Raw genomic sequence first — 13248 nt, forward strand, 5'->3', positions numbered from 1 at the left:
AGAATATATTATCTTGAAATTATATAATAACAAAATGTAATAGGTGGTTTAGTCATGACCAATTTAAAGTCACATTTTCGAACGAAAACAAATGCGTCTATAATTTCAATATTCCAAAGATTTTCTGATATATTTATAATGGTGTTTACACTCTATTATCTTTGTTTTTTTAATGATGTTTTTTTTAATTATATTTATATATTTGTGTTTTTAGTTGTACTTGTGATATTTCAAATGATTGGAGGTATTACTGATTTCTACCGCTCATGGCGGGGTGTAAAATTATCTTCAGAAATAACATTGGTTATTAAAAATTGGACTCTTAGTATTTTACTGTCTATGGGAGTTATTTTTTTTACTCCTCAAATAACTATTTCATTTAATATAATATTCTGGTGGTTTATATTTTGTTGTGTAGGGATATTGTCGTTTCGCGTTTTAATTAGATATTCTGCTCGATGGCTGAGAATGCTTGGATATAATACCCGAAAAGTCGCTATTGCTGGTTCCATGCCTGTAGGTATAAATCTTGCTAAAAGTTTTATTGAGGAGCCATGGCTTGGCTTTATTGTACAAGGGTATTATGGAGAAAAGAAAAAAGTTGAGGAAAATATTCCATATGCTGGTGATTTAGATGCTCTTGTTTGCGATGCAAAGCAAGGTAAAATAGATAGAATTTATATAGCAATGAGCATGGATGATAATGATAAAATAAAAAAATTAGTAAGAGAATTAACGGATACTACTTGCTCTGTCATGCTCATACCGGACCTATTTACGTTCAACATATTACACTCAAGGACAGAGGAAGTTAATGGTGTACCAGTTGTTCCTCTTTTTGATACCCCTTTAAATGGCATAAATATGGTGCTAAAGAGACTTGAAGATATTTTTGTTTCAAGTATGATTTTGTTGTTGATCTCTCCATTGTTATTACTCATCGCATTTGCTATAAAAGTTACATCTAACGGGCCTATAATATTTAAGCAAACACGCTATGGTATTGATGGAAAACCTATAAAAGTATGGAAGTTTAGATCCATGACTGTGATGGAAAATGATGCAATTGTTATTCAGGCTAAGAAGAATGATTCAAGAATTACCCCGTTGGGTGGCTTCTTAAGAAAAACTTCTCTTGATGAGTTACCACAATTTATTAATGTGCTTCTTGGTAATATGTCGATTGTTGGTCCTCGTCCTCATGCTGTTTCGCATAATGAACAATATAGAAAACTTATTGAAGGATATATGCTAAGGCATAAAGTTAAACCTGGGATAACAGGTTTGGCACAAATAAAAGGATGGCGCGGGGAAACGGACACGCTTGAAAAAATGCAGAAAAGAGTTGAGTATGATCTAGAATATATAAGAGAATGGAGTATATGGCTTGATATTAAAATCATAGTCCTAACGATATTTAAAGGATTTATAAATAAATCAGCCTATTAGTATAAAGGACTCTTACAAATTATTCATGACAAGAATTATTATAGCTAGGATTTATATATAATATGCTGCAAAATATAGATAAAAATGGTTGTGAGAGGTTTACATATTATTCATTATTAATACTTGGTTTATTAGGTGCTATACATGTTGCACCTATTTTACCTTTATCCGAGACAGCTATATTAGAAATAATATTTTTATTTGCATCGCTAATGGCGCTTGTATCTCGGGGGATAAATAAAACTGCGTTAATAATAAGTTTTCTATGCTTATTATATCTTATATATTCTTGGTGTTACGCTTCATTGTTTACAAATACTAATATATTCGATTTGGTACTGGCTTATAAGTCATATTACTATATGTTGCTCATTGGCTTTTTCTATAAAAAGAATATTTTTTCAGAAAGCACAATAGAATCATTATTTAAGCTATTACTTATACTTTTCTTGTTTAAATATACAACAGATCGTTTCCTACTAGATATAGATAGACCTCAACTTCTTGTTGAAAATAATTATGAACTTATTCTGTTAATATTGCTCTATTATTATGTTAATTTAAAAGATAAGAAAATTGTTGTTATCAACACCGTTCTTATTGCTTATTTATGTTTTATTTCTGGTTCAAGATCATCATTAATTGCAATGGTTATTACTTTTTTCTTTTCAATTGAGAAAAAAGTGACATTTAAGACCATGCTGATCTACATTATTTCACCTGTTATGGTTTTTGCTGTTTTAATTCTTTTTCAGGAAAGGATTTCAGGACTTGACGGTATAGAGCAAATCGATAGAGTAAAATTTTTCAACGAGTTCCTTTATTCAACCTCAAATTGGCAATGGTGGGAGTTTTTTACCGGGTCGAAGGCTTTAACACCATTGCTTCCTGAATCATGTGCAGCTTTATCATACTATCAAACGTTGTTTAGTTTTGCTGGAGATGGTCGATGTTATTCAGTAATTCTCCATTCTTTTGTTATACGTGTAATTTATGATCATGGATTTATCGGGTTTTCTTTTTTGATATTATGTTTGTTTATGTATTTAAATAAGTGTTCCTTTAAAGAAAGAATGGCAATATTATTAGTATTAATTGCTACAGGGCTATCAGTATCATCATTGAATAACGTCTATGTATCTCTGGCTCTTATTTTTTTCGTCGGGGCAAAAACTAATAGGAATAAATATGATTAATACTGAGCATCCAACGTTTTCTATAGTAATTCCTAATTATAAGCGTATTGATACGCTCGTTAGGGCTATTAAAAGTGTGTTGAAACAAGAATTATCCGACGTATTAATTGATAAAATTATAATTGTAGATGACAAAAGTGAAAATGTAAATGAAATTGATGATGCTCTAATTGCTTTTGATGATAAACGAATTGTACATATAAAAAATGAATTTAAAACAAATGCGGCATACACTAGAAATCAGGGGGCTCGATTTTCTGATTCTGAATGGATCTGTTTTCTTGATTCCGATGATTGTTTTTCTCCTTCTAAGCTCAAATATATTGCTGATGAAATTAAAAGGGATTTAAATGATCCTTTACGTGTTTATGTTAATAAAGCGGCCGTATTTTTTGATGAAAAAATCGAGGATATAGTACCCCATCGCTCAATTCATGAAGATGAACACATTAGTGATTATCTTTTTGTATTTGGTGAATACCTTCAAACATCTACGCTTACAATACATAGATCTTTTTTTAATGACTATGGCTTTAATGATAGATATATCCGACATCAAGACTATGATTTATGTCTGACACTGTATGACCTAGGCTATAAATTTAATATTTTGGACTTTATTGGCACAAACATATATTGGGGGAGTTTAGAGAGGCCAACGAATAAGGGGGAATCTGTTAAGTATTCTTATCAATGGATTGAGGAAAATAAGAGAAGAATAACATCCCTTGGCTATAATAACTTTGTTTTTAAGTTTGTAGCAATAAAGTCAATTAGATTAGGTATGAAAGCAGAAGCCCTGCATTATACAAAATTAGTTGATTTGAAAAAAATCTCTTTTAAGCAAAAAGTATACTTTTTTTTGTTGATGTTAATGCCAGTTTTTGCCTACCCTTATTTATATAAAGCATTTAAGAGAAGGAAAGTTAATGCATTTAGAAGAAAAAATGAATCCATTAAGCGTACTGATTTGTAAATCTACTATAGATATAGTAACTATGGATAATGTCAGTGATGGTTATAATACATTCTTGAATTTTTATTCCTATTACATATTTCGAAGAATACCTGAAAACTATCTGTTTTTTAAAAATATTTATTGTGATGGTGTGTTATTACAAAAGTCTCTGAATCTAATTGGTGTTAAGTGCTCACGGCAAAGTTTTGATATGACCTCAATTGCGCCTGAATTATTTACTTATGCAAGCTTAAATAATAAAAGAGTTTACATTATAGGCAGTGAAGAGCAGTATATTTCAAAGTTTGTGGAGATAATTCAAGGGGTTTACAACTTTGGAGATATCCAGTATAGAAACGGTTATTTTGTTGATGATAATGAAAAAATAGACACTATCAAAACTATATGCGAATTTTGCCCTGATATTGTAATAGTAGGGATGGGAACCCCCGCCCAGGACAAATTCCTATTTGAATTATATAAGTTTGGTTGGAAGGGAATTGCTTACACTTGTGGTGGATTCATTCACCAAGTAGCGTCAGGTAAATTGAATTATTACCCTAAGTTTTTTGATAAATTTAATCTTCGCTGGCTATATCGTATGTATGATGAACCCAAGCTAATTAAACGATATTTTTGTTATTATCCATTATCAATGATATTGTTCATATATGATTTTTTCAGGATGAAATTGACGAATGAAAAAAACTAATTTTATCAGACGAAAATTCATACAAAAAATATTCGCAATTATTTTATTGCCAGTTAGTGTCAGTCAGCTTGTGTCAAAATCTGAAGCTAAGACATTCGCTGAAGAAATAGATGGTTTCATCAACCTTAAAGATTTTTTAACTAATGATGACTGGCTAGATTGTAACTCTAATGAACCTAAAAATGATCACTCTTATGCTTTAAATAATGCTCTAAAAAAAGGAAATAAAATATATCTACCTCCTGTAAAGGGATGTTATCTCTTTCAAGAAGTAAAAGTCCCTACAGGTGCTATATTAAAAGGTAATGTTGAATTACCTTACACGGTTAAATCTATAAATGATATTAAGGGGAGTGGCTCAGCGATATCTTTTTTTAGCAAAGGGAAAAATATTTTTAAAGTTAATAATCATGTTACTTTCTCTGGTTTGGTTTTTTTTGGCAATAGATACATTGATGGGGTAGTTTCCGATACTGGGAAAAAAATATCAAATGTAAGAATAGATGCTTGTGGTTTTTACAATTTTAGAGTTGGAATAGGTAGCCTTACAAATTACATAAAGATCGACGTAAGAGATTGTATTTCTTCATCGAATAAAATTGGATTAGCAAATGTAGTTGATTCTAAGATAACGACTTCAACATTTAATTCTAATTCTCAGTTTGGTATTGCTTTGAATAAAGGAGCTAATGATAATATACTTTCTGAATTAAAGGTTGAATGGAACGGGATCAATAATCTATTCATAGCATTTGCTGTTAATAATATAGTTTCAACGTCAATTTTTGATCGTGCTGGCAAGGCTGGACTGTATATCTCTAATGCTGAGCTAGTTTTAAACTCAATTGTTATTAGAAGAAGTGGAGGGATTGCAAAGCAAGAAGCAGATTCAACACATTTATATATAGTAAATAGTAATTTAATAATTACAGGTGTTCTAACAAAAAAAGGACGTAATGATGATGGTAAAGGAAAATTATCGCCAAATTATAGTATATATATAGATGATAAAAATAAATCTGGAAGTATAATTGTTTCTGATTCTGATTTGAGCGGTGTGATTATTTCACCTATATATAATAAAGTAGAAGCTAGCATAAAGATCAGAAATTCTATATTGTAGAATTTTTAAGTGTTCTTTATTATAATATGATTTACTATTTATAGTTATTTTGGTAAATCAGTTTATTATGATTTGGAGGTTGTCATGCAAAATAAATACCATCCCGTTAGGGGGGGCATTCTTTTGTATATTGTAAATTTTTCTCTTTTATTGGATAAGATTTTTTTTAAACTATTCAGAATAAGGACGATATCTAGGCTAACAGCTATTTCTTGCTTAAAAGAGAGGGTTATATTCTCGAAGTTGGTTGAGAATAATTCTAAATATCCATTATTTCAACCAAAGAAAAAAATTAGTTCTAATACTATTTGGACTGCTTGGTTTCAAGGGATTGAATCTGCACCTCCGTTAGTGAAAATATGCATTGATTCGTTCGGGAAAATTGAAAATCATACAACTATAATAATAACTGAAAAAAATTATAAAGATTACATTACATTACCTGAATTGATAGTAAAGAAATTCGAATCTGGTATTATCGGTTATACGGCTTTTTCAGAAATCATTCGTATAGAATTACTTGTTACTTATGGAGGAATTTGGATAGATTCTACAGTCTTTATACATAAACCATTCATAACAGATCTTTTTGACGGTCCTTTTTGTACTCTTAAGGGGGTGACTGTTCTAGGGAAAGGTGAATATTTAGGGCTAGTCCCTGCATATTTTATAGGATGTGTTTCACGTTTCAGTCCTATGGTCAAGGTCAGGGATTATCTGTTCAGTTACTGGGAAAATAACGATAAACAAATAGATTATTTCTTGGTCGATTATTGTTTTAAATTAGTTTATTTACAGGATACGGAATTTTCGAGAGTTGTAAAATCATTACCATTAACTGGTTTAAACCGCTTCAAGCTAGTTGAAATGATTAATAAAGAATACACTCAACAAAATCTCTCTAAAATAGATGCATGCGAATATGGAGTATTTAAATTGTCAAACAAGTATAAATTGAGGGAGCAAATATCTCCTGATAGATTAACTTTTTGGGGACAATTGCTGAAAAATAAGGCGTTATGATATGAAAAATATTAAAAATTTTCTCCATGTATTATTATTGCAGGGAGGGAACTATATTTTTCCGATTGTAACCATACCAATTGCATCACGTATTTTTGGACCGGAGTTGATTGGCGTTTTCAACTATTATACATATATAGTTTCTTTTTATTGTATGATAGTTGAGTTCGGGTTTGGATATTCGGGAGTAAGATTATTAACTAGAGACTATGATAATAAGTCTCTTATTTTTAATAGGATTCTATTAGCTAAATTTATAATATTATTGCTTGTTTCATTGGTGGCATTTGGATATCTCTATTTTTATACAGAAAAAGATAATTTCACTCTCTTTATATCATGTTATTTGCTTGTTTTGTCCTCATTATTCAATGTGAATTGGTTTTTTCAATCTACAGGTGACTTTAGTTTAATAACGAAAGTTTCATTGCTAACAAAAATGATTAGTATAGCGTTAATTGTTATCTTCATAAATACTAAAGATGACCTATTAATGTATGCTATATTTGTTAATGTGCCGATGGTCTTGAGTTCTATTTTTTCGATATATTATTGCGTTTTAAAATATAAAATCAAATTATTATGGCCAAATTTAAAGGAGACGTTTCTTCTAATAAAAAATGAGGTGTGGATCTTTTTATCAAAAATATCGTCTTTTTTGTATACCACAATGGGTGTTATATTCTTAGGTTTTTATGCCTCTTCGTACGATGTCGGGATATATACATCTGCTCAAAAGATAGTGATGCTTTTCATAAGTGCTATTATAACACCACTATCATTTATTGTTTTTCCCGCTTTGTCTAAACGTTTTGGTGTTAGTGTCGAATCAGGATTGGTTGCATTTAGAAAATTTATGCCTTTATTATGTTTGTGTTGTTTTCTTTCCTTCCTCTTCATCTTTTTCTTTGGTGGGGAGGTAATTCTGATCATGATGGGGAAAGGGTTTGAAGACAGTATCTATGTATTGAAGATATTGGCATTCGGATATCTTTTTGTTTTTTGGGGGGCTGTGATTGGCGGTCAAATTGTTTTGAATTTAAAATATGATAAGCAGTTTGTTTTAATGCAGTGGGGAGTGGCTTTTTTTAGTTTCATATGTAATATTCTTTTTCTAAAGAAATATGGTTCAACAGGTCTTGCGTATATATGGACTATATCAGAATGTATTATGACTTTAATGCAAGTTTTCTTTATCAGAGCAAAAGGAATTAAGATTTTAGATATCGAACAGTTCAAGATTAGAAATATTATAGCTAATGCCAAAGAACTTCTGAGTCGATGATGTGATTCATCATTTGAGTAATTAGACATCTTAAGGGTTATGCTCCATATGTAGCATAAACGCATCAGATGCTTTAAAATAGCCATTTACACCTGACAGGAGTATGTAATGTCCAAGCAACAGATCGGGGTTGTTGGTATGGCAGTGATGGGGCGTAACCTTGCGCTCAACATCGAGAGCCGTGGTTATACCGTCTCCGTTTTCAACCGCTCCCGTGAAAAGACCGAAGAAGTGATTGCCGAGAACCCAGGCAAGAAACTGGTTCCACATTATACAGTGCAGGAGTTCGTTGAATCGCTCGAAACTCCACGCCGTATCCTGTTAATGGTGAAGGCTGGTGCAGGCACTGACAGTGCCATCGACTCCCTGAAACCATACCTGGACAAAGGGGACATCATCATCGATGGCGGCAATACCTTCTTCCAGGATACCATTCGTCGTAATCGTGAGCTTTCAGCTGAAGGCTTTAACTTTATCGGCACCGGTGTGTCCGGCGGAGAAGAGGGCGCTCTGAAAGGTCCTTCTATTATGCCTGGTGGGCAGAAAGAGGCTTACGAGCTGGTTGCTCCAATTCTTAAGCAGATTGCTGCTGTCGCAGAAGATGGTGAGCCGTGCGTAACCTATATTGGTGCGGATGGTGCTGGTCATTATGTCAAAATGGTGCACAACGGTATTGAATACGGCGATATGCAGCTTATTGCTGAAGCTTACGCTTTACTGAAAGGTGGACTTGCACTTTCTAACGAAGAATTGGCACATACCTTCACCGAGTGGAATGAAGGTGAGCTTAGCAGCTATCTGATAGACATCACTAAGGACATCTTCACCAAAAAGGATGAAGAAGGTAAATACCTGGTCGACGTGATTCTGGATGAAGCCGCAAACAAAGGCACCGGTAAATGGACCAGCCAGAGCTCACTAGACTTGGGTGAACCATTATCTCTGATTACCGAATCCGTATTTGCTCGTTATATATCCTCCCTGAAAGAGCAGCGTGTTGCAGCTTCAAAGGTCCTTACCGGGCCGCAAGCGAAGACCGCAGGCAATAAAGCAGAGTTTATCGAGAAAGTTCGTCGCGCATTGTATCTGGGCAAAATCGTCTCTTACGCGCAGGGTTTCTCACAGCTGCGCGCAGCATCTGATGAATACAACTGGGATCTGAACTACGGTGAGATCGCTAAAATCTTCCGTGCCGGTTGTATTATTCGCGCTCAGTTCCTGCAGAAGATAACTGATGCTTATGAGCAAAATGCTGGCATTGCCAACCTGTTGCTGGCACCTTACTTCAAGCAAATCGCTGATGATTATCAACAAGCGCTTCGCGATGTAGTTGCGTACGCCGTTCAGAACGGTATTCCGGTTCCGACATTCTCTGCGGCCATCGCTTATTATGACAGCTACCGTTCTGCAGTTCTGCCTGCTAATTTGATTCAGGCACAGCGTGACTACTTCGGTGCACATACCTACAAGCGAATAGATAAAGAAGGCGTGTTTCATACTGACTGGCTATACTAATGCGCGATCTAAACTAAATTAGCAGCATATTTTGATAAGTCACTGACCAGCGCAACTGAGATAGTCAGTGACTTTATACAATTTTTTAAGTAGTGAAAACGATTGATTATGCTATAGCATTTTATACTTAATATTAGAGAATAAGTGTCTATAAAGGTCAACTTAGGCCTTTTGATACGTCTTTTTGATAGCCGCACCACTTTATAAACTCGCAGATTGAACTTAGTTAAAAAAGACTATAGTTTTAAATAGTTATATTTTTTAACATTGTTCAATGTGCGCAATTCAAAAAGAAAGGCTAATTTATAATATATTTTTATATGTTGTGATTTTTTATTATTTAGCCTCAGTGCAGGATGGAATATGTATGAGCGATATAAAATATCGTAAAGATATAGATGGCTTGAGAGCAGTAGCAATCCTACCAGTGTTATTATTTCATGCAGGATATACTACATTTCGAGGTGGGTATGTTGGAGTAGATATATTTTTTGTTATTAGTGGTTATTTGATAACTAAAATTTTAGTAAAAGATATAAATAATAATACTTATAGTTTACTTAGTTTTTATGAAAGAAGATTACGCAGAATAGTACCAGCGTTATTCGGTGTTATTGTATTTGTTGTGCTGGCCTCTCCTTTTTTTTTAACACCAGATATATATTCCTTTTTACCTAAAGAGATTTTAGGTACGCTTTTTTTGTGTCTAATATTATCAGTTATTTTAAATCTGGTTATTTTTCAACAGATGCTGAACAAAGACCACTTCTCCACACGTGGTCTCTTGGTATTGAAGAACAGTTTTATATTGTTTCACCGATTATTTTATTTTTAGTATTAAAACACTGTAAGTTCATGCTGAAAGGTATTATTCTTGCGACTGCTTTAATCTCATTCACATTATGCGTTTTTTTAACTAAACAACATACATCCTTTTCTTTCTACATGTTGCCTACGCGTTACTGGGAATTATGTTTCGGTTCTTTGGCAGCAGTTGGGTTTATAAAGAAACCGCAAAGTATTATATTTGCAGAATTTTTATCTTTTTTTGGTGTAGTGTTGATTTTATTTTCAATTTTTACTTTTAGCAGCAGCACGATATTCCCCGGATATATGGCTTTAATCCCTGTTCTTGGTGCGACATTAATTATTGTGAATGCTGAAGATACATTTGTTGGTAAATTGCTTTCAACAAAGCCATTTGTTTTTGTTGGGCTCATTTCTTATTCGCTATATTTGTGGCACTGGCCTTTAATTGTATTTTCAAGGGATAAATACATTGTTGATATAATGTTAAGCAAAGAGTTGATAGTTTTATTATCTTTTATCATGGCATGGTTATCAACAAAGTATGTTGAGTCTCCATTCAGAAATAGAATTAATTATGATCAAAGGAAAATTTATAAATACTCATCAGGAATGTATTTAATAGCATTTCTTGCGGCACTAATAATTTGGCCATTGAATGGATGGCCCGATAGATTAAGCGATGATAAACTTAAAATCTTAAGCGCGGTTGATGATATTAGTCCTGTGCGTAATGATTGTCATTTTAATGATGGTCTACCAGCATACAACCGATACTGTAAGCTAAGTCAGGGTTTAACCAATAACCATGCTGATGCAAAAGTTCTGGTATGGGGAGATAGCCATGGCGCAGAGATTGCATATAGCTTATCTAAAGAGATTAATTTATATGCTGTAACGTATTCTGCATGCCCTCCTGCGCTCGGATATCAAGCTTCCGGGCGGCTTAACTGTTCTAGCCACAATAATAACGTTATTAATTTTATTAAAGAAAACAAAGATATAAGAACGGTAATATTAGCGGCAAATTATAATTTATATAATGATGCTCGTTCAAGTAATGGTTTCACCGCTGAATTTGCTTCGACAATTGAGCGACTTCGAGAATTAGGGCGTAATGTGTTAGTTCTTGACCAAGTACCCAGTCCGGGTGTAGATGTACCACATTTTTTGATTAATTCAACGAAGATTCGAAATGAAAAATTTGAATATAATAATGATGTTTTTCGGGAAATAAAAATATCTCCAGGAGTTAAAATTTTTCGATATCAAGATTATATGTGTAATAATAACATGTGTAATATGATTTTTGAAGGCATCCCGATTTCATTTGACGATAATCATTTATCATTGCATGTATCTATGAAAATGGCGAAATATATTGTAGAAGATATAAACTCTATGGCTGCAACTAATTGATGATTATAGCTTATGGTGTTTTTTTACCTATTAAATATAATCTAAATCACTGAGGGGGCATAGGTCCAAGTGAGATATACCCTCTAATTTTGTGATGGCCTTCGGCCATAATCCTGTTAACTAATTAAAGTGTGATCGAATGAAAATTACTATTTCCGGTACCGGTTATGTTGGTTTGTCGAATGGCATCCTGATTGCGCAAAACCATGAAGTGGTTGCGTTGGATATCATTCAATCCAAAGTTGATATGATTAACCAAAAGATTTCGCCGATTGTCGATAAGGAGATCCAGGAATATCTGGCGGAAAAACCGTTGAATTTTCGTGCGACAACTGACAAGCATGACGCCTATCGTAATGCTGATTATGTCATTATCGCTACGCCGACTGACTACGATCCGAAAACAAACTACTTCAATACCTCGACCGTTGAAGCTGTTATTCGTGATGTCACGGAAATTAACCCTGATGCGGTAATGATTATTAAGTCAACCATTCCCGTCGGCTTTACGCGTGATATCAAAGAGCGTCTGGGGATTGATAATGTTATTTTCTCTCCTGAGTTTCTGCGTGAAGGCCGTGCACTCTACGACAACCTGCATCCGTCTCGTATCGTCATTGGCGAGCGCTCAGAACGTGCGGAGCGTTTTGCTAACCTCCTTAAAGAAGGGGCGATCAAGCAGGACATTCCGACGCTGTTTACTGATTCTACCGAAGCCGAAGCCATTAAGTTATTTGCCAACACCTACCTTGCGCTGCGCGTAGCTTACTTCAATGAACTGGACAGCTACGCTGAGAGCCAGGGCCTGAACAGTAAGCAGATTATTGAAGGCGTGTGCCTCGATCCGCGCATTGGTAATCACTATAACAATCCATCCTTTGGCTATGGCGGCTACTGCTTACCGAAGGATACTAAGCAACTGCTGGCAAACTATGAATCTGTGCCAAATAACATTATTGGCGCGATTGTTGATGCCAACCGCACACGCAAAGATTTTATCGCCGACTCTATCCTGGCGCGTAAGCCTAAAGTCGTTGGTGTCTATCGTCTGATAATGAAGAGTGGTTCTGATAACTTCCGCGCTTCTTCTATTCAGGGCATCATGAAGCGCATCAAGGCCAAAGGTATCCCGGTTATTATTTACGAACCGGTCATGCAGGAAGATGAGTTCTTCAATTCCCGCGTGGTTCGCGATTTCGAAGCGTTCAAACAAGAAGCTGATGTGATTGTCTCAAACCGTATGGCTGAAGAGCTGTCGGACGTTGCAGATAAAGTGTATACCCGCGATTTGTTTGGCAGTGACTAATCTCTCCTCTGACTGGCAGTTTTCGCTGCCGGTCAGAACTTTTCACCAGTCCTTTCTCCCTCCTCAGCTGTTCAGCTATTCGTCTGGCAAATCGTACTGCTTTTCTTCCCTGACTAAATACCCAAAAAACGTGACCCCGCTTGTATTCTTTAATCGATGATCTTGTGCCAATCATTGAGGTCGGATATGTTAAATCTACCTTGTGAAGAGCTACCGTCACTGAGATGTAGATGCTGGAGATAAGCGCCGGAAGGTAAAACAGAGCCTGCTTGCAGGCTTTTGTTGTTTCTGGCCCCAGCCCTTTAAGCTCCCTGTCTTGCTATCTGTAAGTGTAAGCACCCCTGCTTCAGTTCCATGCACTTTTTGAGAGTTCCGGTTTTTCAGCCATCAGCCGGTACTCTTCCGGTGTCAGGTTATTCAGGGATTCATGAGGCCGCTCGTTGTTATATTCCATC

Annotated in this window: 11 protein-coding genes and 1 pseudogene; 11 read left to right on the forward strand and 1 reads right to left on the reverse strand. The window is 34.7% G+C overall.

Annotated features, from left to right (window positions below):
- The first annotated feature begins 54 nt into the window (after nucleotides 1–54).
- The 11 genes from wcaJ (at nucleotide 55) to ugd (ending at nucleotide 12793) form a co-directional block, all read left to right on the forward strand.
- The gene (gene wcaJ / locus FN082_RS17735; protein WP_142982018.1) at nucleotides 55–1449 is read left to right on the forward strand and encodes an undecaprenyl-phosphate glucose phosphotransferase; all 1395 of its coding nucleotides are present in this window, start codon (nucleotides 55–57) and stop codon (nucleotides 1447–1449) included.
- A gap of 62 nt (nucleotides 1450–1511) precedes the next feature.
- On the forward strand, nucleotides 1512–2645 hold the full coding sequence (locus FN082_RS17740) for a hypothetical protein (protein WP_142982019.1): 1134 nt from the start codon (nucleotides 1512–1514) through the stop codon (nucleotides 2643–2645).
- Nucleotides 2638–3621 carry a glycosyltransferase family 2 protein gene (locus FN082_RS17745; RefSeq protein ID WP_142982020.1) on the forward strand — a complete coding sequence of 328 codons (984 nt, stop codon included), beginning with the start codon at nucleotides 2638–2640 and terminating at the stop codon, nucleotides 3619–3621. Before FN082_RS17740 ends, FN082_RS17745 begins: the two co-directional genes overlap by 8 nt.
- Nucleotides 3575–4315: a WecB/TagA/CpsF family glycosyltransferase gene (locus tag FN082_RS17750; RefSeq protein WP_142982021.1), complete on the forward strand. Its 741-nt coding sequence runs from the start codon at nucleotides 3575–3577 to the stop codon at nucleotides 4313–4315. The genes FN082_RS17745 and FN082_RS17750 overlap by 47 nt, the downstream gene beginning before the upstream one ends.
- A complete protein-coding gene (locus FN082_RS17755) occupies nucleotides 4302–5438 on the forward strand; it encodes a hypothetical protein (protein ID WP_142982022.1) in 1137 nt (378 codons plus the stop codon). Before FN082_RS17750 ends, FN082_RS17755 begins: the two co-directional genes overlap by 14 nt.
- An 84-nt stretch (nucleotides 5439–5522) precedes the next feature.
- Entirely contained in the window at nucleotides 5523–6461 is a 939-nt protein-coding gene (locus FN082_RS17760; RefSeq protein ID WP_142982023.1) for a capsular polysaccharide synthesis protein, read from the forward strand.
- A 1-nt stretch (nucleotide 6462) separates the two neighbouring features.
- Entirely contained in the window at nucleotides 6463–7746 is a 1284-nt protein-coding gene (locus FN082_RS17765; protein WP_142982024.1) for an oligosaccharide flippase family protein, read from the forward strand.
- 108 nt (nucleotides 7747–7854) lie between these two features.
- Nucleotides 7855–9261: an NADP-dependent phosphogluconate dehydrogenase gene (gndA, locus tag FN082_RS17770; RefSeq protein WP_142982025.1), complete on the forward strand. Its 1407-nt coding sequence runs from the start codon at nucleotides 7855–7857 to the stop codon at nucleotides 9259–9261.
- Nucleotides 9262–9628: 367 nt separating this feature from the next.
- On the forward strand, nucleotides 9629–10096 hold the full coding sequence (locus FN082_RS17775; protein ID WP_185932123.1) for an acyltransferase family protein: 468 nt from the start codon (nucleotides 9629–9631) through the stop codon (nucleotides 10094–10096).
- A complete protein-coding gene (locus FN082_RS30385) occupies nucleotides 10069–11487 on the forward strand; it encodes an acyltransferase family protein (RefSeq protein ID WP_328592362.1) in 1419 nt (472 codons plus the stop codon). The genes FN082_RS17775 and FN082_RS30385 overlap by 28 nt, the downstream gene beginning before the upstream one ends.
- 139 nt (nucleotides 11488–11626) lie before the next feature.
- Nucleotides 11627–12793 (forward strand): UDP-glucose 6-dehydrogenase, encoded by a 1167-nt coding sequence (gene ugd / locus FN082_RS17780; protein ID WP_142982027.1) that lies wholly within the window; start codon nucleotides 11627–11629, stop codon nucleotides 12791–12793.
- Nucleotides 12794–13139: 346 nt separating this feature from the next.
- On the opposite strand, the pseudogene FN082_RS17785 reads toward ugd, so the two are convergent.
- Nucleotides 13140–13248: pseudogene (locus tag FN082_RS17785) on the reverse strand (integrase); the annotation flags it as partial.

The sequence above is a fragment of the Klebsiella spallanzanii genome (assembly GCF_902158555.1).
Taxonomy (GTDB): domain Bacteria; phylum Pseudomonadota; class Gammaproteobacteria; order Enterobacterales; family Enterobacteriaceae; genus Klebsiella; species Klebsiella spallanzanii.

Bases quoted from the DNA above. Each gene is read 5' to 3' on its own strand.
- FN082_RS17745 (WP_142982020.1), top strand. From the start codon at position 2,638: ATGATTAATACTGAGCATCCAACGTTTTCTATAGTAATTCCTAATTAT.
- FN082_RS17740 (WP_142982019.1), top strand. From the start codon at position 1,512: ATGCTGCAAAATATAGATAAAAATGGTTGTGAGAGGTTTACATATTAT.
- FN082_RS17755 (WP_142982022.1), top strand. From the start codon at position 4,302: ATGAAAAAAACTAATTTTATCAGACGAAAATTCATACAAAAAATATTC.
- gndA (WP_142982025.1), top strand. From the start codon at position 7,855: ATGTCCAAGCAACAGATCGGGGTTGTTGGTATGGCAGTGATGGGGCGT.
- wcaJ (WP_142982018.1), top strand. From the start codon at position 55: ATGACCAATTTAAAGTCACATTTTCGAACGAAAACAAATGCGTCTATA.
- FN082_RS17760 (WP_142982023.1), top strand. From the start codon at position 5,523: ATGCAAAATAAATACCATCCCGTTAGGGGGGGCATTCTTTTGTATATT.
- FN082_RS17765 (WP_142982024.1), top strand. From the start codon at position 6,463: ATGAAAAATATTAAAAATTTTCTCCATGTATTATTATTGCAGGGAGGG.
- FN082_RS17750 (WP_142982021.1), top strand. From the start codon at position 3,575: ATGCATTTAGAAGAAAAAATGAATCCATTAAGCGTACTGATTTGTAAA.
- FN082_RS17775 (WP_185932123.1), top strand. From the start codon at position 9,629: ATGAGCGATATAAAATATCGTAAAGATATAGATGGCTTGAGAGCAGTA.
- ugd (WP_142982027.1), top strand. From the start codon at position 11,627: ATGAAAATTACTATTTCCGGTACCGGTTATGTTGGTTTGTCGAATGGC.